The 21,219-nt window shown below is 57.6% G+C and carries 23 protein-coding genes; 13 read left to right on the top strand and 10 right to left on the bottom strand.

Annotation, left to right across the window (positions count from 1 at the left end):
- Positions 1 to 203: 203 nt before the first annotated feature.
- The 12 genes from efp (at position 204) to QML71_RS11185 (ending at position 11,802) form a co-directional block, all read left to right on the top strand.
- Positions 204 to 779, top strand: coding sequence for an elongation factor P (gene efp, locus QML71_RS11240; RefSeq protein WP_282012022.1), 576 nt, complete (start codon positions 204 to 206; stop codon positions 777 to 779).
- A gap of 248 nt (positions 780 to 1,027) precedes the next feature.
- Entirely contained in the window at positions 1,028 to 1,762 is a 735-nt protein-coding gene (tolQ, locus tag QML71_RS11235) for a protein TolQ (protein WP_282012021.1), read from the top strand.
- 18 nt (positions 1,763 to 1,780) lie between these two features.
- Complete coding sequence (locus QML71_RS11230; RefSeq protein ID WP_282012020.1) at positions 1,781 to 2,182, top strand: ExbD/TolR family protein; 402 nt, start codon at positions 1,781 to 1,783, stop codon at positions 2,180 to 2,182.
- Positions 2,183 to 2,184: 2 nt separating this feature from the next.
- Entirely contained in the window at positions 2,185 to 3,573 is a 1,389-nt protein-coding gene (locus QML71_RS11225) for a TonB family protein (RefSeq protein ID WP_282012019.1), read from the top strand.
- Position 3,574: 1 nt separating this feature from the next.
- On the top strand, positions 3,575 to 4,924 hold the full coding sequence (locus QML71_RS11220; protein WP_282012018.1) for a beta-propeller domain-containing protein: 1,350 nt from the start codon (positions 3,575 to 3,577) through the stop codon (positions 4,922 to 4,924).
- Positions 4,925 to 5,229: 305 nt separating this feature from the next.
- Complete coding sequence (gene pal / locus QML71_RS11215; protein WP_282012017.1) at positions 5,230 to 6,039, top strand: peptidoglycan-associated lipoprotein Pal; 810 nt, start codon at positions 5,230 to 5,232, stop codon at positions 6,037 to 6,039.
- A 165-nt stretch (positions 6,040 to 6,204) separates the two neighbouring features.
- On the top strand, positions 6,205 to 7,605 hold the full coding sequence (locus QML71_RS11210; protein WP_282012016.1) for a hypothetical protein: 1,401 nt from the start codon (positions 6,205 to 6,207) through the stop codon (positions 7,603 to 7,605).
- A 63-nt stretch (positions 7,606 to 7,668) separates the two neighbouring features.
- On the top strand, positions 7,669 to 9,039 hold the full coding sequence (gene radA, locus QML71_RS11205) for a DNA repair protein RadA (RefSeq protein WP_282012015.1): 1,371 nt from the start codon (positions 7,669 to 7,671) through the stop codon (positions 9,037 to 9,039).
- Between the two features lie 39 nt (positions 9,040 to 9,078).
- Complete coding sequence (gene ispD, locus QML71_RS11200; RefSeq protein ID WP_282012014.1) at positions 9,079 to 9,765, top strand: 2-C-methyl-D-erythritol 4-phosphate cytidylyltransferase; 687 nt, start codon at positions 9,079 to 9,081, stop codon at positions 9,763 to 9,765.
- 4 nt (positions 9,766 to 9,769) lie between these two features.
- Positions 9,770 to 10,033 (top strand): DUF1232 domain-containing protein, encoded by a 264-nt coding sequence (locus QML71_RS11195; RefSeq protein ID WP_282012013.1) that lies wholly within the window; start codon positions 9,770 to 9,772, stop codon positions 10,031 to 10,033.
- 115 nt (positions 10,034 to 10,148) lie between these two features.
- Positions 10,149 to 10,586, top strand: coding sequence for a peroxiredoxin (locus QML71_RS11190; RefSeq protein ID WP_282012012.1), 438 nt, complete (start codon positions 10,149 to 10,151; stop codon positions 10,584 to 10,586).
- 115 nt (positions 10,587 to 10,701) lie between these two features.
- Positions 10,702 to 11,802, top strand: a complete 1,101-nt coding sequence (locus QML71_RS11185; RefSeq protein ID WP_282012011.1) for a deoxyhypusine synthase family protein — start codon at positions 10,702 to 10,704, stop codon at positions 11,800 to 11,802.
- 6 nt (positions 11,803 to 11,808) lie between these two features.
- Here the strand turns inward: QML71_RS11185 and QML71_RS11180 are convergent, their stop codons facing one another.
- The 4 genes from QML71_RS11180 to QML71_RS11165 form a co-directional block, all read right to left on the bottom strand.
- Positions 11,809 to 12,135 carry a putative quinol monooxygenase gene (locus QML71_RS11180; RefSeq protein ID WP_282012010.1) on the bottom strand — a complete coding sequence of 109 codons (327 nt, stop codon included), beginning with the start codon at positions 12,133 to 12,135 and terminating at the stop codon, positions 11,809 to 11,811.
- A gap of 32 nt (positions 12,136 to 12,167) precedes the next feature.
- A complete protein-coding gene (locus tag QML71_RS11175; RefSeq protein WP_282012009.1) occupies positions 12,168 to 13,304 on the bottom strand; it encodes a cation diffusion facilitator family transporter in 1,137 nt (378 codons plus the stop codon).
- 21 nt (positions 13,305 to 13,325) lie between these two features.
- Complete coding sequence (mutY, locus tag QML71_RS11170) at positions 13,326 to 14,411, bottom strand: A/G-specific adenine glycosylase (RefSeq protein ID WP_282012008.1); 1,086 nt, start codon at positions 14,409 to 14,411, stop codon at positions 13,326 to 13,328.
- 67 nt (positions 14,412 to 14,478) lie between these two features.
- Positions 14,479 to 15,117: a radical SAM protein gene (locus QML71_RS11165; protein ID WP_282012007.1), complete on the bottom strand. Its 639-nt coding sequence runs from the start codon at positions 15,115 to 15,117 to the stop codon at positions 14,479 to 14,481.
- A 353-nt stretch (positions 15,118 to 15,470) separates the two neighbouring features.
- Here QML71_RS11165 and QML71_RS11160 point away from each other — a divergent pair, with 353 nt between their 5' ends.
- Positions 15,471 to 16,442: a 2-hydroxyacid dehydrogenase gene (locus tag QML71_RS11160; protein WP_282012006.1), complete on the top strand. Its 972-nt coding sequence runs from the start codon at positions 15,471 to 15,473 to the stop codon at positions 16,440 to 16,442.
- A 40-nt stretch (positions 16,443 to 16,482) separates the two neighbouring features.
- Here the strand turns inward: QML71_RS11160 and QML71_RS11155 are convergent, their stop codons facing one another.
- The 6 genes from QML71_RS11155 to QML71_RS11130 form a co-directional block, all read right to left on the bottom strand.
- Complete coding sequence (locus tag QML71_RS11155; RefSeq protein ID WP_282012005.1) at positions 16,483 to 17,481, bottom strand: GHMP family kinase ATP-binding protein; 999 nt, start codon at positions 17,479 to 17,481, stop codon at positions 16,483 to 16,485.
- Positions 17,482 to 17,503: 22 nt separating this feature from the next.
- Complete coding sequence (locus QML71_RS11150; protein ID WP_282012004.1) at positions 17,504 to 18,142, bottom strand: MlaC/ttg2D family ABC transporter substrate-binding protein; 639 nt, start codon at positions 18,140 to 18,142, stop codon at positions 17,504 to 17,506.
- 29 nt (positions 18,143 to 18,171) lie between these two features.
- Entirely contained in the window at positions 18,172 to 18,612 is a 441-nt protein-coding gene (gene mlaD, locus QML71_RS11145; protein ID WP_282012003.1) for an outer membrane lipid asymmetry maintenance protein MlaD, read from the bottom strand.
- Positions 18,613 to 18,680: 68 nt separating this feature from the next.
- Positions 18,681 to 19,427: an ABC transporter ATP-binding protein gene (locus tag QML71_RS11140; RefSeq protein ID WP_282012002.1), complete on the bottom strand. Its 747-nt coding sequence runs from the start codon at positions 19,425 to 19,427 to the stop codon at positions 18,681 to 18,683.
- 4 nt (positions 19,428 to 19,431) lie between these two features.
- Positions 19,432 to 20,211, bottom strand: coding sequence for an MlaE family ABC transporter permease (locus tag QML71_RS11135; protein ID WP_282012001.1), 780 nt, complete (start codon positions 20,209 to 20,211; stop codon positions 19,432 to 19,434).
- Between the two features lie 156 nt (positions 20,212 to 20,367).
- Entirely contained in the window at positions 20,368 to 21,054 is a 687-nt protein-coding gene (locus tag QML71_RS11130) for a hypothetical protein (RefSeq protein WP_282012000.1), read from the bottom strand.
- Positions 21,055 to 21,219: the final 165 nt, after the last annotated feature.

Raw genomic sequence — 21,219 nt, 5'->3', positions numbered from 1 at the left:
TTGGGCAATCGGGGTTCGGGCGCATTGAATGGGATATGGCACCGGTTCGCGCTTTTGTGGTATGATCGCACCTCAATTTGGCCCGGACCCCACGCGTCAGATCCCAAACATCATCACGGTTTGCAATTCGATCGCCCTGCCGCCTCAAGGGACGTGGCCGAGGACGGTTCTGGCAAACGCGTTGCGCTCAGGAGAACTTTTAGATGGCGAACTACATCAGCGGCAATTCCATCCGGCCCGGTCATGTGATCGTGTACAACAAGGACCTGTACCGGGTGATGAAGGCGGAGCACCGCACCCCCGGCAACAAACGCGCTTTCATGCAGGCCAAACTGCGCAGCCTCAAGGACGGCACCCAGACCGAAGTCAAGTTCCGCGCCGACGAGGAAATCGAGCGCGCCACGCTGGAGCAGTCGGAGATGGAGTTCCTGTACGAGGATGCGACCAGCGGCTACTGCTTCATGAACAGCGAGACCTTCGAGCAGATATTCATCGAAGCCGAGACCATGGGCGACATCAAGCTGTACCTGCTGCCCAACAGCTGCGTGACGGTGGAGTTTCATGACGGCCGCCCCATCGGCGTGCAGCCGCCGGAAACCGTCGAGCTCAAGGTCGTGGACACCGAGCCTCAGTTGCGCGGCGCCACCGTTTCCGGTTCCGGCAAACCGGCGACCCTGGAGACGGGGCTGGTGGTCACCGTGCCGCAGTTCGTGGACATTGGCGAAGTCATCCGCGTATCGACCTCTTCCGGCACCTACCAGGAACGCGTCAAAGGCTGAAACCAGCCGTCCGGCCTCCCTTCCCATCTCTCTTTTTTATTTGAAAAAGCGGTTTCCGCCCGTTCCGGGCAAACCGCTTGAATTTCCCACCCCTTGTTTTTTTGCGAATTCCCCTGATTGAATTGCGCCTCCAGAATGCGGTAAACTAGAAGCGTTTTGAAATATATGATTGATTTTAAACATTTTAAAGTGTCCCTGCCCGGTTGTTCGCAAGCACGCTACTCTCATCACTCATAGGAATTTCTTCCATGGAAACTCTCAACCCATCGACCATGCCGCTCAGCATCATGGAAATGGTCTCCCGGTCCAGCACCATGGCCAAGGCGGTTCTGGTGCTGCTTTTGATATTCAGCATTGTCTCCTGGGCCATCATCCTGACCAAATTCATCGCGTACCGCAAAGCCAAGAAAGAAGATCAGAATTTTCTGCGCGTCTTTGCGCAGAGTTCCAGCCTGGTCAACATCTACAATTTTTCGAAGCAGTTGAAATACAGCCCGGTGGCCCGGGTGTTCATGACCGGTTATTCCGAGCTGTACCGGTACAACGCGGACAGCAGCGAGACGCGGGAAGCGGGCATGGCCCAAGAGGTAGCGCTTACTGAGCGGGATCTCAAGGGCATCGGGCTGGCGTTGACGAAAGCGATCAACCACGAGATCGAGCGGCTGGCGCATCGATTGGACTTTCTCGCCACCACCGGCAGCACGACGCCGTTCATCGGCCTGTTCGGCACGGTGTGGGGCATCATGCATTCGTTCCGCATGATCGGCGTCAAAGGCTCGGCCAGCATCGGCGGCGTGGCCCCGGGCATCGCCGAAGCGTTGATCGCCACCGCGGCGGGCCTGTTCGCGGCCATTCCGGCGGTCGTGTTCTACAACTACCTGAACGCGAAGATCCGCGGCTTCACCGCGCGCATGGACGATTTTTCGCAGGACTTCCAGTTCATGACCGAAAAAGATTTTCTCCGCAAACCCGTCGATTACTGAGCCGTCAGGAAACGCATTATGGATTACCGCAAAGACCCCCGATTGATGGCCGACATCAACGTCACGCCGTTCGTTGACGTCATGCTGGTGCTGCTGGTCATTTTCATGATCACCGCGCCGTTGATGCAGCACGGCATGGACGTGGACCTGCCGGAAGAAAGCACCGAGACGGTGGAAGTCAAGGACGTGCCCACCATTTCCGTGCGCAGCAACAAGAAGGTTTTTTATGACAAGGAAGAGCTGGCGACGCTGGCGCAACTGACCAAAAAGCTGGAACAGTATATGGAAGGCAATGCCAAAGGGTCGGTGTATTTCCGCGCTGACCGCAACCTGGACTACGGTTACGTCGTCAAGATCATGGCCACCATCCGGCGCGCCGGGGTGAAGAACATCGGCATGATGACCGAACCCGACCAATGAGAATGAACGCATCCCAGTTTTACAATTTCAACCAGATGCTCGTCATCTCGGTGTTCGTGCACTGCCTGATGCTGACGGCGGTGCTGTTCATGCCCAAGGCCGAATGGGTGCAACAGAAAATCCGTCCGATGTTCACGGTGGACCTGGTGGAGGCTCCGGCCCTTCCCGGTTCCCAGCGTGGTGACCTGGCAGAGGAAGGCAAGAAGCAGGAAGCGACGGCGCCGCCGCAACAACAGGTCGCGGTGCAGAAGCCGGCGACGGAAAAACCAATGGCGAAAAAGCCCGCCGCAGAAAAAGGAGTGTCCAAACCGGTTCCCGAAGCGAAGAGCCAGGCTGCGACCGGTCAGAAACAGTTCAAGCTGGAGGATCTGCCGTTCACCGGAACGCCGACGCCGAAAACCAAGCCGGGCCAGTCGGTTTCCACCCTGCAGGAACTGGAGCAGGTGGCCAAGCTGCCTCCCACGGTCAAACAGCCGACCCAGAAAAAGACCACGCCCACGTTGCTGGAAGATACCCTGCGCGATCTCGATGCACTCAAGACGCCTTCGCCTTCTCCCGGCGAAAAGAAAAAGCCCGGTCCTTCGCGTGTGACCGAAGCGCTGGAGGGATTCGACACGTTGCAGATGAAAAAGAGCGTGCCCATCGAGATGTCCAAACCGGTGCCCGTCCAGCAAAAGGAAGACCTGAGCATGGAGGAATTGGAGTTCGCCATGCTGGCGGAACGCAAGGTGAAAAGCGGCACGCCGGACACGACCGTCGCCGACCAGCGTGAGTTGCTGCAAAAGCTGGAAGAATTGCAGAAGCTGAAGGCATCGAAAAAACCGGTGGTCATCGCCAAGAAAACGGATTCCAGGGAATTTGAAACCCTCATCGTGCAGCAGCTGGAGTCCACCCAGGAAATTCTGGACAAGATCGCGTCATTGAGCAAAAAGCACGAGGTGGAAGTGAGCTTCGACATGGACGAAGCCAGCCGCAAGCAACCGGTGCAGTTCAAAAGCCGGGTGTGGGCACTGAACACACTGGGTGGCGGCGTCCAGGGCACGGGGCCCGGAACTGCCAGCAAGCAGACCTTTGTGTACCAGGGGCCGGTGGGGCGGGCGCAGGCAGCGGACCCCCTGTCGCAGTACATCGGCCGCGTGCATCAGCAGATTTATAAAAACTGGAGAAATCCCCTCGGTGCCGGGCACAATGAGGTCAAGGTTTCTTTTTACATTTTCCGCGCGGGCAATATCGATCAGCCCGAACTGATCGCAAGCTCCGGAGATGGGCAACTGGACAAGCTGGCCTTGATGGCCATCAAGGATTCCGCGCCGTTTCCGGATTTTCCTTCCGCGTTGAAAGAACCCAACCTGCACATCACCATCAACTTTAAATATGTCCCGAAAAAATAATATGCGCATCGCAACGACGATGGTTTTTCTGATAGCGGCCTGGCTGCTGCCTCTTGGGGCGGCGGCGGATACGGACGTGGAACTCGATCTCTATAAGGAAACCGGCACGGAAATCCAGATCGCCATCCCGCCTTTTGCCGGCACCGGGCCGGGTCAGGACCAGGCGTTGGCCGAGGAGGCCCGGCAGATATTGGAAACCAACCTGCATTACTTTGAACTGTTCGCGCCGATGGACCCGGTCTCCTATACCACGCTGGTGGAAAGCGAAGGGCATCAGTCGCGTCCCCGGTTTCTGGAATGGAGCCGCATCGGCGCACAATGGCTGGTCAAAACGCAGTTCCGGACGGAAGGCCTGAATGGCGGGGTGCAGTTTGTGTTCCGTCTCTACGATGTGGTGCACAACCGGTATCTGATGGGCAAGCGCTATCAGGGCGGACGCCAATACGTGCGGGTCATCATGAGACGGTTTGCCGACGAATTGATGGATCAATTGACCGGCATCCGGGGCGTGGCGGAAACGCAGATCGCTTTTCTCGCCGCCAGCGAAGAAGGCAAGGAGTTGTATTCGGTGGATTTTGACGGCGAAAATGTGAACCAGATCTCCAATGAGCAGTCCGTTGTGTTGTCGCCGAACTGGTCGCCGGATCGCCGCACCATCGTCTTCACCTCCTACCGCGACCGCAACCCCAACATGGTGCTGATGTCGATCAACGGCGACAAGCGCCGCACCCTGCTGGACATTCCGGGTCTCAATTCGGCCCCTTCGTGGTCTCCCGACGGCAAACGCATTGCGTTGTCGCTCAGCAAGGACGAGAATTCCGAAATCTATACGCTCAGCCGGTGGAACGAGTTGACGCGGCTGACCCGACACTTTAATATAGATACCTCACCCACGTGGTCGCCGGATGGAAAACGCATTGCTTTCACGTCCGACCGCGCCGGGGCGGGGCGTCCGCAGATTTACGTCATGGACGCCGAAGACGGGGATCGGCAGGGCGTGCGCCGCATCACGTTTGATTCCTGGTACAACGACAACCCCGCCTGGTCGCCGGATGGCGACAAGATCGCCTACACGTCGCGGGTGGGGGATTACCATCAGATCCGGTTGTTCTTTCCAGAAACGGGAAAAACGGCGCTGTTCACCCAGGGCCCCAGCAACAAGGAGGAACCTTCGTGGTCGCCCGATGGCCGGTTTCTGGCTTACCGGGTGGCGCGCGGGCGTTATTCCTCTGTGCACATCAAGGGATTCAACGGAAAGCCCAGCCGTCAATTGACACACCTGCCGCAAGGCAGCTTCAGTCCCACGTGGTCCCCTTACCCCAGAAGGTACCTTGGAGGCCAAAACCAATAAATGGAAGGGCGGCAGGCCGCTCGTTTCGGAGACAGGTTAACCCTGTATTGTGGAACAATGCCAGGGACGCCGAGTTGTCGTTGAAAAAAGGCGAATTAACAGGCGCGGCCCGATGCGCCTCTTAACTAGTTGTTTTTTAAAAAATTATTGAAAAACTGGGTTTGGATTTCCAGGAAAAATTGATTACAATGATTAGAGTCATTTTCCCTGTAAATACGGCATAGTTAAAAAAACGAGTATCGGTTTTCATATATAGCATTGGATTTATTACGAGGGGAGTCCGTTAAACAAGAGGTTGAAAAATTATGAACAAATTATTTAAGGCGAAAGCAATGCGTTTAATTTGTGGATTGGCCATCTTTATTTTGGCAATAGGGGTTACCGGATGTGCAAAGAAACTGGCACCGGAAGTGGAAGCACCTCCTGAAGAAACGGTGGAGACGGTGGCCGTGGAGCCGGAGCCCACTCCGGAACCGGAACCGGAATCCGGGTTTGATACTCAGATTCAGGAGACTGAGGAAAGCGGCGCGTTCATAACGGAGTCTCCTGATCAAGAGCCGGTTCAGGAAGAGACTGTAGAAGCCACCACCATCCCTGACTTTCAGGTAGAAGCTCCGAAGGAAGAGGAAGCCACCAAGGTGGAGCAGATGGATATGACCAACGATGCGTTTGTGGCTGAGCCGCAGGAAAACCCGGTGATCGAAGACACGGCCAAGGTGTTCGAGCAGCCACAAGAGCCGGAGAAGATCGAAGAGGCCCGTTTGCTGACTTTCGAGCCCACGGCAAGTGTCGAAGATGTTTATTTCGCTTTCGATAGTTTCGATCTGGATCAGAAAAGCAAAGATCGTCTGCGCGCCAATGTCGAATGGCTCAAGCAGAACCCGAATGCCAAAGTGGAGATTCAGGGTCACTGCGACGAGCGCGGCACCAACAACTACAACCTGGGCCTGGGTGAACGCCGCGCATTGGCGACCAAAAAGTTTCTTGCGTCCCAGGGTGTGGATGAAAGCCGCTTGCACACCATCAGCTACGGCGAAGAAAAGCCGTTCTGTTTTGAAAGCAGCGAGAATTGCTGGTGGCGCAATCGACGTGCGCATTTCATGATTTCTGAATAGGCTTGACTATTCAGCAGTTATAAAAATTGCTCTTCAATAGATCGACCGCAACGGGTTATACTTGTTGCGGTCGATTTTTTTTGTCCTCGACGTTTCAATGCCTGTCATCGTCTTTTTCTACGAAGCCGATTCCATTTCAACCCACTATTTTCGCGGGAAGAAGCCATGAAAACCAAGCCCCTGATTGTTTGCTTAACGGTTCTGTTCGTATTTCTTCTATTCGGTTCCACCGGATTCGCCCAGTTGTTCGGCGGCAGCGACGCCTCGCACGAGCACATCAACTCCGAACTCAAAAAACTGAATACGCGTCTGGTGGAAAAGCTGTTTCCGGAACTGGGAGGCGTTAAAAAAGCGCAGAGCGATCTGGTCGAACAGATGAACCGTCTCAATGAGAGCGCCCTCAAGCGGCACAATCAATTGGTGCGGCAGGTGGAACTGCTGAACAGCAGCCTGGCTTCCCTGCAGGGATCGATCGAGCAAATTCAGGTGACCAATCACAAGGCCGACGCGAAACTGGACCGCGATATGAATCAGGTCAAAACCCAGATGAATTCGCTGGAGTCGGGGCTGGCCGGCAGTTTCCAGGCTTTGCAGAAAGGACTGGCGCAGGATATGGACCGGCTGGGTCAGGCACAGGAACAACGCATCGGCCGCGCGGTCTCCTCGGTGGGCGAACTCGCCACCCTGCAAAAAAAGAACGGTGAGATGATGGCCAATGCGTTTCAATCCCTCAATAAAAGCGATGAAACCATTCTGACCGGAATGACCCGCATGGAAGCGGGACAAAAAGGCATGCAGGAGAAAAACCAGAAGCTGATCGATATCCTGTCCGAAAATTTCAAGCAGCAACAAGTGGCCCTGGTCAAAATTGATGAGTTGTCCGCCCGCCAGCAAACCACAAAGCAGGACATCGAGCTGACCCGGGAGACGATGAAGAAGCTGAAAGAAATCATCGACAAACGGTTGGCCGAAACGGTGCAAACGCAGGAGTCGTTGCGGACCATGAATCAGCAGGCACTCAAGCAGACCGAAGTGATGCAGGGGAATCTGCTGGTGTTTGACGAAAAGATGAACAAGCTGGCGGCGGGATTGAAAACACTCGATGCGCAGAACACCACGTCGAAGCAGCAGCTGGAAACGGCCAATCAGAAACTGGATCAGGTGCGCACGCTGAACCAGCAAACGGATGAAAAATTTGCCAAACTCGTGGACACAACCAAAAGCATGTTGATGACCACAAACCAGGTGGGCGAGAAGATGGATCAGGTGGCGCAGAAAATCGATGTCAGCCGCAGTGAGGCCAATCTCAGCAATGAAAAAATTTCCAAGCTGGTGGATATCCTGAAAACCATTGCACAGGAACAGGACAAGTTGACGCAGGTGCTGGGCAATCAGGGCAAGATCAATCAGAACATTCAGGCCGCCACCGATGCCATCCAGGCCACCATCAACAGCAACCTGACCGAAACGCACAAAGAGTTCCGGGATCGGTTGGAAGACCTGCGCCGTAAGGGCAACGTTGCCATTTCGCGCGGCGACGACATTTTAAAATTATTGCAGAAATGACGCGGCGTGCCACGGCTTTCAGATCTTCCGGAAAGACGCGGACGCTGATGGAATGAAACCGTTATGGCAAAAACACTGACCGCGTTCGTATGTCAATCCTGCGGGCACCGCGCTCCCAAATGGATGGGCCGCTGCCCCGCGTGCGAGGATTGGAACACGCTGGTCGAGGAAGCCGCGCCTCCGGCGGCGGACCCCAAACGCGCTCCCCGCGCCAAACGGGAAGCCCCGGAGCTGCAACCCATCACGCAGGTGTCCGAAGCCCCGTCTTCACGCATCCCCACCGGCATTGAAGAATTCGACCGCACGCTGGGCGGCGGCCTGGTGCCCGGCTCGCTGGTGTTGATCGGCGGCGATCCCGGCATCGGCAAGTCCACCCTCGTTCTGCAAAGCATGTGGCGCGTCGCCGCAACGGGGAAAAAAGTGTTGTACGTCTCCGGCGAGGAATCTCCGGAACAGATCAAGCTGCGCGCACAGCGTTTGGGCTGCCTGTCCGATCACTTGATCATCGGCGCCGAGATCTGCATCGAAGAAGTATTGCGGCTGGTGGATCAGGCGCAGCCGGACGTGCTGGTGCTGGATTCGATCCAGACCTTTTACACGACGGATCTGCAATCCGCGCCGGGGAGCATCGGCCAGGTGCGGGAAGTGGCGTTCAAAGTGTTTCAGGATTGCAAGACGCGGTCGCTGCCGGTGATCCTCATCGGCCACATCACCAAGGAAGGGGCCATTGCCGGGCCCAAGTCGCTGGAGCACATCGTCGATGCGGTGTTGTATTTCGAAGGCGAACGCGGCCATTCGTACCGCATTCTGCGCGCCATCAAGAACCGGTTCGGCGCGACGCCGGAGATGGGCGTGTTCGAAATGTCGCAGGAAGGGCTGACGCCGGTCGGCAATCCGTCGGAAATTTTTCTGGCGGAACGACCGCAGGACACGACGGGATCGGTGATCGTCGCCACGCTGGAAGGAACGCGGCCGCTGCTGGTGGAAGTGCAGGCACTGGTCTCAAGCTCGTCCTCCATCGGCATGCCGCGCCGCATGGCCACCGGAGTCGATCCCAACCGCATGACGCTGCTCGTCGCCATCATGGAAAAACGGCTGGGATTGAACCTGGCTGGAGAAGATATCTTCGTCAACCTCGCCGGCGGCATCAAGGTATCGGAGCCCGCGGTGGATCTGGGCATCGCCGTGGCCATTGCCAGCAGTTTTCAGAACCGTCCGATCGATCCCGGTGTCGTGGTCATCGGTGAAGTGGGGTTGACCGGCGAGGTACGCTCGGTTGTGCAACTGGAGCCGCGCCTGCATGAAGCCGCGAACCTGGGGTTTGCGCGTTGTGTGGTGCCGCACACCGCACGCAAAGCGCCCGGCAGCAATGCACCCGGCATCGAAGTGGTGCGGGTGAAAACCCTGGCTGAGACTTTGGAAACCATTTTGTAGTGATTGCCGCCGCATTCACGTTTTAACCCAGGAACGCTCATGACCATCGCCGCCATCATTCCCGCCGCCGGGCAGGGAGTGCGCATGGGAACGCAGATCCCGAAACAGTTTTTGGCGTTGAGCGGCAAACCCATCCTGCAACACACGCTGGATGTGTTTCAGCGCTGCGCTGCGGTGGATGAAATCATCGTGGTGGTGCCGGCGAATGAGATGGAAGCGGTCCGTGATTTTGCCACTTCGGCGTCGAAAGTCAAACAGGTGGTGGCGGGCGGCGAACAACGGCAGGATTCGGTGCGGCATGGGTTTGAAGCGCTCGATGCGGATACCGAGATCGTCGTTGTGCACGACGGCGTGCGTCCGTTCGTCACCCCGGAGATGATCGAGGCCTCCATCCACGCCGCCCGCGAAGAGGGCGCGGCCATCGCCGCCATTCCGCTCAGCGATACCGTCAAAAAAGTGGACAAGGAACAGTTTGTCGAGCGGACGGTAGATCGGGACGGCCTGTGGCGGGTGCAGACCCCGCAGACGTTTCGCTACGCCGTGCTGAAGGAGGCGTATGCCAGGGCCGCCGCGGATGCGTACTACGGCACCGATGAAGGAACGTTGATCGAACACCTGGGGCGGCCGTTGAAAGTGATCCCCGGTTCCGAACTCAATATCAAGATCACGCGTGCGGAAGATTTGATCCTGGGCGAAAAAATTGCCGAGCTGTTGGCGAGGGGGTGAGTGCATGGCGGAACAGAGTGTGTCGAAACGGATTCTGGTCGCCGCCGCCGGTGTGTTGGGGCTGGTGTACCTGATCAACCCCACCGCCGGGGTGTTTGAACTGATTCCCGACAACCTGCCGCTCGTCGGCAATCTCGATGAAGCGGCTGCCTGCGCCCTGGTTCTCGCCGCCTTGCGCTATTATGGTATTGATCTTACGGCCTTTCTTGGTCGCGGCCTGAAAAAGGACAGCACGCAGGGCGAACCCGGCGACTCGCGGAAGCCCTGAAGTTTTTAGAACTCTTTCACCGCTGCCTGCATCCAATCCCTAAATGATCAAATGGTCGCTCGTCAAATTCATCACCCAGACGGTATGGGACCGCATTCTTGGAAGGAGGAGACGCATGCTGCAAGTTGGAACCGAAGCTCCGGATTTTCTGGTCAACGATCACAATGGCAACCGCGTGACACTGGAAGGGCTGCGTGGCCAGAAAGTGATTCTGTGGTTTTTCCCCAAAGCGGACACGCCGGGATGCACTGTTGAAGGACAGGGTTTTCGCGATGCGTTCGACCAGTTCAAGGAAAAGAATGCGGTGGTCCTGGGCGTCAGCCTGGACAACGAAGCCGATAACAAAGCCTTCGCCGAAAAATTCAATTTTCCGTATCCGCTGTTGTGCGACGTGGGCCGGGAAATTTCGATGGCGTATCAGGCCACCAAGAGCAAGGACGATCAGTACGCGTCCCGCATCACCTATGTCATCGATGAACACGGAAAAATCGCCGAAGCCATCGATCAGGTGAATACGAAAACCCACGCCACCGACCTGTGTTCCCGTATATGACCCTGTGTCCCAGCGTGGTGTGGGAACCCCGCCCCGGCCATTTCTTCTGCGGACTTGATTTTGAAGAAACGGGGCGTTATGATTCCTGTTCCATCAGCAAGCAACCGGAGTAGAAATGGCTTATAAAGATTTCCTCAAAAGTCTTCACCCCCTCGATCCAGAAGAAAAAAAGCTCAAAAAAAATCTGCTGAAAACGAAAATCGAACCGATCGACTACACGAAGATCAAAAGTGTGGCGGATCTGGTGGATGCGTACAAGCATACGTCCATCCAGGCGCGGAACGTGGGCATGTGCGCCAGCATTTTCGAGCGGATGCTGACGGACAAGGAACGCCCGACCATCATGCTGGGGCTGGCGGGTCCGTTGATCGCGGCGGGGTTGAGAAAAGTCATTCGCGACCTCATCCATTACAACATGGTGGATGTGGTGGTGACGACGGGCGCAGTGGTGTATCAGGATTATTACGGCGCGCAGGGGGCCGGTCATTACCGGGGAAGTCCGCACGCCGACGACGGCGTTCTGCGTGACTTGCTGATCAACCGCATTTACGACACGTATGTGGATGAGGAAAAGTTCGCCCAGTTCGACAGCCTCATCGGCGCGTTCGCCGACGGCCTGAAACCCCGCAGCTATTCCAGCCGCGAGTTTTTGCATGCTTTATCCAAGTCGATCGACGATCCGGAATCGATCCTCGTCACCGCCCGCAAAAAAGGGGTGCCGATTTTCTGTCCGGCCATCAACGATTCCAGCATCGGCATCGGCCTGACGGAGCATTACTACATCGCCAAAAAGAACGGCCGCAAACCCATCACCCTCGACGCCATCCGCGACAATTATGAAATCACCCAGCTTGTCTGCAAATCGAAACGGACTGCGGCGTTTTACGTGGCGGGCGGCGTGCCCAAAAACTACATCAACGATTCCATCGTGATGAGCTACGTCTTCGGCAAAAACACCGGCGGCCACAAGTACGCAATCCAGATGACTACGGATTCGCCGCACTGGGGCGGGTTGAGCGGCAGCACTCTCGCGGAAGCGCAGTCCTGGGGCAAGATCAACCGGGAGGCGAACCATTGCATGGCGTTCGTGGAGCCCAGCGTGTCATTGCCGCTCATCTTCGGCTCGGCGTTCCAGAAAAAAGCCCACAAGCACCGCAGCCGCTTGTCCATCAAATGGTCCCGCGATACGCTGAAGGAATTCAAAGTCAAAAAATAATTCCAGTCAGGTCCCCGGGGTTCCCTTGTACTCCGCCTTGTATCCCAGAATGTAAAATTCGCTGAACTCCAGCGGTTCCACCGCAGCGGGATAGATCATGTCCACGAAGCGCTTGGTGGCCGGGGATTTCTGGTGTCTTTCCACCGCGGCCTCATCCTCGAAAATCATGATGTGCAGAAAACGCGTCGGGTGCCCCATCTCCTGGTTGGCCATGTAAAACAGCGTCGTGGGTTCGTTGATGCGGATGTATTTGACGAAGTCCTTGACCGTTTGCTTGCAGTCTTCCACCATTTCGGGTTCCACCTGGTAGCGTGCGGTCATGCAGATAGCCATGGCACTCCTTTCTCCTGGGGTGAGCGTTGGGGTCAGTTCATGTCCAGGTACACGCGGACGTCATTGATGTGCTCCAGCGCGGCGATCCGTTCCTTGAGCGTCCGAACGGTGTCGCGCTCCTGCTGCGAGTTCAGCGATTCCTGAAGCCGCACGAACACTTCCAAAACGATTTTACCGTGATGAAAATGCGTGCGAATCCGCGTTCGCGCCGCAACGCCGGGAGTGGCGGCGATGACGGGATCGGCCAGACGGATCACATCACTGCGGCTCGCCCAGTAAATTGGCTCGAAGTAAGTGTCGTCCTCGGTGTCCACGTGCACCATGATATCCTGAATTTGATCTTCTTCCCGGATGAGCCGCCGCCGCACGGCTTCGGCGATCTGATGGCCCTCGGTGACGGAGGCTTCCTTGTCCACCTGGATGTGGACGTCCAGTAAAAATTCACCGCCCACCTTGCGCGAGCGCAGGTCGTGCGAGCGGATGACACCGGGAATGCTTTTGATGAGTTGCGCGATCTCGAGCGCTTTCGATTCGCTCATGCCCGCGTCCATCAAATCCTGAATGCCGCCGCGCACGATGCGGTACCCCACGTGCAGAATGCCCAGGGCGACAACCGCCGCGGCGATCGGGTCGAGGATCGGGTAGCCCAGCATGGCGCCGACGATGCCCACCAGCGTCGCTGCGGACAAGGCGGCGTCGGCGCGGTGGTCCCAGGCCTTGGCGCTCACCGACGGGCTGCTTTCCTTTTCTCCCATCATCCGTGTGTATTGATAAAGCCCTTCCTTGATGAGGATCGTCAGCCCGGCGACCACAGCGGCAATGAGCGTGGGTACCTGCTGGCGGCCCGACTGAATGACCGACCACGTTTCGTACAAAAGCCCCAATCCGACGGCAATGATCACCGCACCGATCAAAGTGGCGCCGATATTTTCCACCTTGCCGTGTCCGTACGGGTGGTTCTCGTCCGCCGGAATCTGGCTGATTCGATAGGTGAACAGCACCACCGTGTCGGTCAACAGGTCGGACAAGGAATGCACGCCGTCGGCAACCAGCGCCGTACTGTGCCCGACAATCCCGGCGACGATTTTCATCACGGACAATAAAAAGTTGCCGAGCGCGCCGACGAGGATGGCTTTGGTCGCGGGGGTCAGTTTGATGATTGGAATCATGGATTCGAGTGTGCGTTGACGTTAGGAGCTGCCGTTCTCTTTCAGGTGTTTCACGATCTTGACATTGGCGGCGGGGAAGGTGTATTTGTCCAGGTCCCGGTGCCGCACCCAGCGCCACCGTTCGCAATGCGTCGGACGCAGCCGCCCGGATTCGATGTCGCAGGTGAACGCGTGCAAAGTGACCCGAAAGCGGGTGTAGGCGTGTTTGAGGGTCATCAACTTTTCGCGGATGGCAACCGTGACGCCCAGCTCTTCCTGGATTTCGCGGATCAGGCAGTCTTCCGGATTCTCCTTTTTCTCACGTTTGCCGCCGGGAAATTCCCACAGCCCGCCCATCAACCCGTCGCGTGGACGTTGTTGGATGAACACTTTCCCTTCCTTTTGGATGATGGCAGCACTGACTTCGATTTTTTTTGTTTCAGGCTGTTGTTTGGGGGGTGGATAGCGTTCCGGTTCGCCCTGTTTGAACGCTTCACAGTGTTTGGCGATCGGGCATAGCAGGCACATTGGGTTCTGCGGCAGGCACACGGTGGCGCCGAGCTCCATCAGCGATTGGTTGAAATCGCCCGGACGGGTTGCGGGCAGCAGCGATCCGGCGTGCTCCCACAGCCGCGTTTCCGACTTGCGCGTGGCGCCGTTTTCCATAAGCCCGAACAGGCGGGACACGACGCGTTTGACGTTGCCGTCCAGCACCGGCACCGGTTGGTTGTAAGCGATGCTCAACACCGCGCCCGCCGTGTAGCGGCCGATGCCCGGCAAAGACAGGATGCCGTCCAGCGTGTCGGGCACCCTGCCGTCGTGCTCGCGCACCACTTCTTTCGCGGCGCGATGCAGGTTGCGGGCGCGGGAGTAGTAGCCGAGTCCCTCCCAGTGTTTGAGGACGGTGTTTTCGCGGGCGCGGGCCAGCTTTTCCACCGTTGGGAACGAGGCGATCCAGCGTTGGTAGTAAGGGATCACCGTTTTCACCTGCGTCTGCTGCAACATGATTTCGGAAACCCAGATGCGGTAGGGATCGCGCGTCTCACGCCAGGGCATGGGACGCCGCTCGGCGTCGAACCACGCGAGCAGGGCGCGTGCAATGGTTTTGGATTTCGGGGTCGGCTTCATGCAATTCAGATTGTCACGCAACCGGCGTAACGAGCGGATGAACGGTTTGGGAAGAGAAGGCAAGGGATCACACGCCGATGGCGTCCTCACCCCAGATCCATTTGTGCAGCTGCGTCTGAACGCGGACGAGCAACCCATCCTCCAGCACCCATTCGGTTAAATCCTTCAGCGGCAGCTTGTCGTACACCGGAGAGAACAGCACCTGTACTTTTTTATCGATGCCGTATTGTTGCAACGCATTGCGGCTCCACTCGTAATCGGTGCGGTCGGCGATGACGAACTTCACTTCATCGTGCGGTTGCAGGCATTCGAGGTTGTCATACCGGTTCTGCAACACTTCGCCACTGCCGGGACATTTCACATCGACGATTTTGATGACGGCCGCGGGCACCTTGTCGAGCGGCAGCGATCCGCCGGTCTCGAGCATCACCGTGTAGCCGCCGTCGAGCAACGCCTGCATGAGCGGGTACACCGCATCCTGCAACAGGGGTTCGCCGCCGGTGATCTCCACCAGTGAAACTTTATGCGGCGCGAGTGCATTCAGGATGTCCTCGACGCTCATTGCGGTGCCGCCGTAAAAGGCGTATTCGGTGTCGCACCAGGTGCAGCGCAGGTTGCATCCGGTCAGACGCACGAACAGGCAGGGCAGGCCGGTGCGGGTCGATTCCCCCTGAATGCTTTTAAAAATTTCGGTGACTTTCAACATGGGTTGATTTTACCCCAACCGGCGATCCGGTTCATCACGAAAAAGCCGGGCTGCGCCCGAAGGAAACGGACTCCCTTGGGAGGAGCCCGTCCGATTGCAAAATCAACTAAACCCCTGTTCTATTCGCACCCCTTTACCGGGAGGGAAAAACATAGATTCTTCGCTACCGCTCAGAATGACAAACCCGGCCTCAGTGTGTCATTCTGAGGAGCCGCAGGCGACGAAGAATCTATGGGTTCCCTCGTTTAAAGAGCGATGCAACGCTTTCCTGGTAAAGGGGTGGCGGTGGACGTGGATTTTTCATATCATTGGAAGCTTCAACGCACCACGAACTTTTTATTTCAAAGGATTCCATGAAGCCCGTCGTTTCCATCACCCATATCTTTCCCGATCCGGCGCTCAACCGCCTGCGCGAGCGCTTCGAGGTGCATTACAACGATTCCGGACAATCTCTGTCTGCTGGCGAGTTGCAAAACCGGGCGGCGGAGAGCGACGCGATGATCACGTACCTGTCCGACCGCATCGACAGCGAAGTGCTGGGTGCGGCCAAAAACCTCAAACTCGTCGCCAACTACGGTGCCGGATTCAACAACATCGACGTCGCCCGCGCCCGCGAAAAAAAGATCTGGGTGACCAATACGCCGGGCGTGCTGCACGAGACCACGGCGGATTTGACGTGGGCGTTGCTGCTGGGCATTGCGCGCGCGATCGTGCCCGCCGACCGGTACACGCGCGAAGGTCGCTTCGACGGCTGGCAGGCCAAGTTGTTTCTGGGGCACGATGTGTACGGCAAAACGCTGGGCGTGATCGGCTGCGGCGAAATCGGCCGCGCCGTCGCCCGGCGTGCTGTCGGTTTCAACATGAACGTATTGTACTGCCAGCGTCACCGCCTGCCGGAAGCCGAAGAGCACCGTCTCAATGCCACTTACGTGCCGTTGGAACAACTGCTCAAGGAATCGGATTTTGTGTCGCTGCACGTGCCGTTGACGGAGGAGACGCGCTACATGATCCGCGCTGAACAGATCGCCATGATGAAACCGACGGCCTACCTCATCAACACCGCGCGGGGCAAGGTGATGGACGATCGCGCTTTGGTCGAGGCGTTGCGGCAGGGAACGATCGCTGGGGCGGCGCTGGACGTGTTCGAAAACGAACCGGAATTGACGGAGGGCATGACCGCGTTGGACAACATCCTGATCCCGCCACACATCGGCAGCGCCAGCCATGCCACGCGCGACATCATGGCCAACCTGGTGGCGGACAATGTATTCGATGCACTGGACGGCCGCACCCCGCGCACGCTGGTGCCCGGCTGGCAGGCCTGACCGGATCCATCCGGTGACCGACAAAATCCGATGACCGGACTCAGTCCGATTTGACCACCAACCCGCGCCGTACGAAGCGGAAGTCGAGCACGCGTCCATTCAGGTTTTGCAACGCCTGGGCGACATCGTCCTTGCGTTCCGGCGCAACGAACAAGGCGATGCAACCGCCGCCGCCCGCCCCGCACACCTTGGCGGCCTGCGCTCCGTGCCGTTTGGCGGCGCGCATCAACGCATCCATTTCAGGCGTTGCGATGCCCGGCGCCAGCGCCCGCCGGGCCTGCCATTCCTCTGCAAAGAGTTCGCCGAAACGTCCCCACTGTTTTTTCCGCAACACCGTTTCCATTTTGACGGCGAGGCCGGCAATGCGTTGCAGGTTGCGCTGCACCGATGCCTTGCCGTTGATCGTCTGTTGATACACCGTCCAGTTGTTGATGCCGGAGTTGCGCGGCTTGCCGGTGTAGCACAACACGAAGCGGCGCGTGGCGTCGGCGAGATCGAGCGGGATCGGGTGCGAGGCCAGCCGGTCGTAGTAGGGCTGAACCGCCTGCACCCCTCCGTACATGGCGGCGTAGTAATCCTGCGTTCCGGCGGGCACGTTGATGACCTGCGTCTCGATGTTCTTGGCGATTTCGATCATCCGCTCGCGGCGGTAGGCGCGCCCGGTGAACCGGTTGAGCGCACCGTTGAGGGCGATGTTGAGCGCGGAGGAGCCGCCGATGCCGGAACCCGCCGGGGCCGCACAGTGGGTGACGATCTCCAACCCTTTTTGCGGCGTGTAAAATTTCACCAGGCGCAGGATCAGTTCCAGGGGATGTTTGGATGCGGGCAGGCGTTGCAGATTGGCGAAGGTGGCGCGTTGTTTGAGGTCGCGCGATTCGATCACCAGCTTGCGGTCGGCACGTGGGCGGATCTGCACGCGCGCGTACAGGTCGATGGCGGCGTTGAGCGTGGGCGGGTTGTCGAAGAACAGGTGCAGCGGCCACAAGTCCAGCGTGCTGCCGGCCAGATCGATCCGCGTTGGGGCTGAGCTGTCAATCATGCGCGTGCCGGGAGAGGGTGGGTCAGATCTCGTCTTTGTCGTTGGCGGTGCCCGCCTCCAGGTCCTTCACCTTTTTGCCCAGCTTCTTCATGAGTTCGGCGAACGATTCCTTGACGATGATCTTGTTGAACTGCGAGCGGTAGTTGCGGATGAGGCTGACGCCCTCGACGATGAAATCGTACACCTGCCATTCGTTGCCGTTCTGGATCAATTTGTAATCGACGCCGATCACATCGTTCTTGCGCACGATCTCGGTTTTGACCATGGCGTATTTGCCTTTGATGACTTCATCGACGTATTTGATTTCTTCGTTCTGGTAGGACTCGATTTTTTTGGCGTAGGAATTTTCGAGAAGCTGTCCGAACAGGTCGATGAAATCCCTGCGTTCCTGCGGGCTCAGGTCGCGCCAGTTGCGGGCCAGCGAGCGTTTTCCCATTTCGATGTAATCGAATTTGGGATGGATGATGCCGCGCAGTTTGGCGCGCCGCGCCTGCGGATCGCCCTTGTACTTGGCGTCCGTGACGACATTGATGACGCGGTCGATGGTGGTTTTCAATCCGTCGGTGACGGCCGAGGCCAGGGCGTGGGACACGCTCGCCAGCATCAGCATCAGCCCGAAGAAGGCGGCGCAGAACAACCAATAACCAGATTTGTTTTTCATAAAACGCGTTCCATTGGGAAGAAGTGAACTCAAACGTCGCCGAAGACCACCTTGCTGATCATGCTTTCCAGATCGAGGGCGGATTCGGTTTCCAGCAGCACGCCTCCCGGCGGCACCGTGTCCTCGGAACCGCCCATGGAGAGGCTCAGAATTTTGTCGCCGATCAGGCCGCGCGTTTTCACCGAGACGATGGTGTCTTCCGGCAGTTGGATGTCGTTGCGCAGTTTCAGCTCCACCCGCGCCATGCCCTTGTGCAGGCCGATGTTGCCGATGCTGCCGATGACGACGCCTGCGACTTCGATCTCGCCGTTTTCGCGCAGACCGGACACGGTTTCAAAATCCGCGAACACCGAGTAGTTGTCGGTGTTCAGCAGTTCTTTTTTGCCGAGTTTGACGGACAACCATCCGAGGCTGAGGATCCCCAGAACCACGAACAGGCCCACGGCGATTTCGATACGGCGTCCATTCATTAATACGGTCTCCTATCTGCTGCCAGTCGGTTGTTAGAATACCCGATTTGAGCCGGGGTTGTCAGGTGTTAATTGATCTGAATGGGGCCGTCGAGGTCCCCTCGCAAAAACTGCTGCACCGCCGCATTGGTGGACTGCTGCATGGCGCCGGGCGTGCCGGTTTCGTGAATGACGCCGTCGAACAACATGGCGACCTGATCGACAAAATCAAACACCTCCGGGATGTCGTGGCTCACCATGACGGCGGTGAAGCCGAAGCGGCGCTGGGTGTCGTAGATCAGTTTATGAATCGCTTTTTTCATGATGGGGTCGAGACCGGTGGTGGGTTCGTCGAACAGGATGATCTCCGGCTGCGTGACCAGTGCGCGGGCCAGCCCGACGCGTTTTTTCATGCCGCCGCTGAGCTCGGCGGGGAATTTGTGGTTCATGCCGACGATGCCGACGTTGGCCAATCCCTCCTCGACGCGCTCCCTGATTTCGGATTCGGTCTGTTTCGTTTTCTCGCGCAGCGGAAAGGCGATGTTGTCGAACACGCTCATCGAGTCGAGCAGCGCCGCGTTCTGGAACAGCATCCCGAATTTTTTGCGCAGTTCGTTGAGGCGGTGGCCTTCGGCTTGGGTGATGTCGTCGCCGTTGACGAACACGGTGCCGTGGTCGGGTTTGAGCAGGCCGATGATGTGTTTCAGCAGCACGCTTTTACCGGTGCCGCTGCGGCCGATGACGGCGGTGATCTGACCCTTCGGGATATCGAGGCTCACGCCTTTCAGCACTTCCTGATTGGGAAACTGTTTTTTGAGGTCGCGGATTTTGATCATGGCGTCAAATCATGAAAGAGGTGATGACGTAATCCCAAACGAGGATGTTGACCGAGGACAACACCACGGCGTGGGTGGTGGCCTGGCTCACGCCCTCGGCGCCGTGGCCGCTGTAACGTTCCACATAAAACCCTTCGAAGCAGCAGATCCACGCCATGAGCACGGCGAAGCAGATGGACTTGATGATGCCGCTGTACACATCGTTCCACTGCACGCTCAACTCCATGCCGCTGAGGAACGATCCGGCGCTGACGCCCAGCATGTGCACCCCGACCATGTAGCCGCCGAGGATGCCGACAACGTCGAAGATGGCGGTCAGCAGTGGGATGGCGATGATCGCTGCCATGACTTTCGGCATGACCACGTACTTGAGCGGACTGAGTGCCATGGTATCGAGCGCGTCGAGTTGTTCGGAGATGCGCATGATGCCGATCTCGGCGGCGATGGCCGACCCGGCGCGACCGGTGACCATGAGCGCGGCCAGCACGGGGCCGAGTTCGCGGATGATGGTCAGCGCCACGGCGGAACCGAGCTTGCCTTCCGCGCCGTACTGCACGAGCGTGTAATAGCCCTGCATGCCGAGCACCATGCCGGTGAACACGGAGGTGAGCAGGATCACGAACAGTGATTTGACGCCGATGAAATGGGTCTGCTTGATGATCTCGCGGGCTTTGAACGGCGGCCGCAATGCCCAGCCCACCACCTGAAATAGAAAAATCAGACGCACCCCCAGCTTTTGGATGAGATCGAGGGAGGTCCTTCCCGTTTTCTGAAAAAAATTCATAGTTGGCGTGGGCCGCATCCGGGTGCTGTGTGTTGTTGCCGGGTGCAGCGGCGGGATGTCTCTTTCCGGTGCTGGAGGTGTCAACCGTCCGGGTTGACGGCGGGTTGATTCCGGGTTGCGCCGACGCCCTGCGTTGTTGCGCCGCCGGCCTGCGGCTCAGTCGGAATCGGTACCTTTCTTTTTCTTTACTTCCAGTGTGAGTTGTTCTTCCAGTTTTTTGATTTCGGCTTCCGGGATATGGGTGTGGAAGCTCAAGTAGTTGTCGGCATCCTGCTTCATCTGCCGTAAGATTTCAACGTATTTGCCGAAATTGACCGACAGTTTTTCCATGACGTCGGACAAACCGGTGCGGCCGCCCTGCAGTGACTTCAGACTGGTGGCGGCGGAAAAGTAATAGGACCCGCCCTTGTCCACATACGCGTCGCTGTCCGGGAACAGGTCCGAACGAAACAGCCCCAGGTTCAACAGCAGGAAGTCCGCGTTGACGCGGAACAGGTAATACTTGTTGGATTTGCTGTTGAGAGACAGCGCAATGCGCCCGGCGTCGGAATTGATATCGATGAGGTATTCATTGAGGTGCGCCAGGGACCGCGGGTTGACCAGTTCGGAAAGCGTCAGCGTGATGTACTGGTTGACGTCTTCCTCGTATTTCAGATCGTTGTCCTTGATCTCTTTCCAGTGCGCTTCCAGCCACTCTTCCGTGCGCCCTTCGGTGAAGATGGGATCGAAGCCCTCGTTGGATTCGTGACCCGTCTTGATGCGGGCGCTCAGAAAATGGTGCGAGAAAAACGACTCGGTGGTGTCTTCCTCCCGCAGGTCAACGTGTGTGAACTTGTGTCGCATCGCATTTCCCCATAGAAAAATCGAATGGAGTCTCCGCTTGCACCTGCTTGAACCTGTGGGATCGATCACAGTATCCCGACTCTTTTATTTTAATGCGGTGCCGGGCGGAAGCCAATGTAATTTCCAAATAAATCGAAAGAATTGAAAATAAGGGTGCATGAGGCT

The sequence above is a fragment of the Nitrospina watsonii genome (genome assembly GCF_946900835.1).
GTDB classification, from domain to species: Bacteria; Nitrospinota; Nitrospinia; order Nitrospinales; family Nitrospinaceae; genus Nitrospina; species Nitrospina watsonii.
Note: the sequence above shows the minus strand (reverse complement) of the source record. Positions and strands in the feature narration are given on the sequence as shown.

Coding starts and splice junctions, on each gene's coding strand:
- efp (WP_282012022.1), top strand. CDS start 204: ATGGCGAACTACATCAGCGGCAATTCCATCCGGCCCGGTCATGTGATC.
- tolQ (WP_282012021.1), top strand. CDS start 1,028: ATGGAAACTCTCAACCCATCGACCATGCCGCTCAGCATCATGGAAATG.
- QML71_RS11230 (WP_282012020.1), top strand. CDS start 1,781: ATGGATTACCGCAAAGACCCCCGATTGATGGCCGACATCAACGTCACG.
- QML71_RS11225 (WP_282012019.1), top strand. CDS start 2,185: ATGAACGCATCCCAGTTTTACAATTTCAACCAGATGCTCGTCATCTCG.
- QML71_RS11220 (WP_282012018.1), top strand. CDS start 3,575: ATGCGCATCGCAACGACGATGGTTTTTCTGATAGCGGCCTGGCTGCTG.
- pal (WP_282012017.1), top strand. CDS start 5,230: ATGAACAAATTATTTAAGGCGAAAGCAATGCGTTTAATTTGTGGATTG.
- QML71_RS11210 (WP_282012016.1), top strand. CDS start 6,205: ATGAAAACCAAGCCCCTGATTGTTTGCTTAACGGTTCTGTTCGTATTT.
- radA (WP_282012015.1), top strand. CDS start 7,669: ATGGCAAAAACACTGACCGCGTTCGTATGTCAATCCTGCGGGCACCGC.
- ispD (WP_282012014.1), top strand. CDS start 9,079: ATGACCATCGCCGCCATCATTCCCGCCGCCGGGCAGGGAGTGCGCATG.
- QML71_RS11195 (WP_282012013.1), top strand. CDS start 9,770: ATGGCGGAACAGAGTGTGTCGAAACGGATTCTGGTCGCCGCCGCCGGT.
- QML71_RS11190 (WP_282012012.1), top strand. CDS start 10,149: ATGCTGCAAGTTGGAACCGAAGCTCCGGATTTTCTGGTCAACGATCAC.
- QML71_RS11185 (WP_282012011.1), top strand. CDS start 10,702: ATGGCTTATAAAGATTTCCTCAAAAGTCTTCACCCCCTCGATCCAGAA.
- QML71_RS11180 (WP_282012010.1), bottom strand. CDS start 12,135: ATGGCTATCTGCATGACCGCACGCTACCAGGTGGAACCCGAAATGGTG.
- QML71_RS11175 (WP_282012009.1), bottom strand. CDS start 13,304: ATGATTCCAATCATCAAACTGACCCCCGCGACCAAAGCCATCCTCGTC.
- mutY (WP_282012008.1), bottom strand. CDS start 14,411: ATGAAGCCGACCCCGAAATCCAAAACCATTGCACGCGCCCTGCTCGCG.
- QML71_RS11165 (WP_282012007.1), bottom strand. CDS start 15,117: ATGTTGAAAGTCACCGAAATTTTTAAAAGCATTCAGGGGGAATCGACC.
- QML71_RS11160 (WP_282012006.1), top strand. CDS start 15,471: ATGAAGCCCGTCGTTTCCATCACCCATATCTTTCCCGATCCGGCGCTC.
- QML71_RS11155 (WP_282012005.1), bottom strand. CDS start 17,481: ATGATTGACAGCTCAGCCCCAACGCGGATCGATCTGGCCGGCAGCACG.
- QML71_RS11150 (WP_282012004.1), bottom strand. CDS start 18,142: ATGAAAAACAAATCTGGTTATTGGTTGTTCTGCGCCGCCTTCTTCGGG.
- mlaD (WP_282012003.1), bottom strand. CDS start 18,612: ATGAATGGACGCCGTATCGAAATCGCCGTGGGCCTGTTCGTGGTTCTG.
- QML71_RS11140 (WP_282012002.1), bottom strand. CDS start 19,427: ATGATCAAAATCCGCGACCTCAAAAAACAGTTTCCCAATCAGGAAGTG.
- QML71_RS11135 (WP_282012001.1), bottom strand. CDS start 20,211: ATGAATTTTTTTCAGAAAACGGGAAGGACCTCCCTCGATCTCATCCAA.
- QML71_RS11130 (WP_282012000.1), bottom strand. CDS start 21,054: ATGCGACACAAGTTCACACACGTTGACCTGCGGGAGGAAGACACCACC.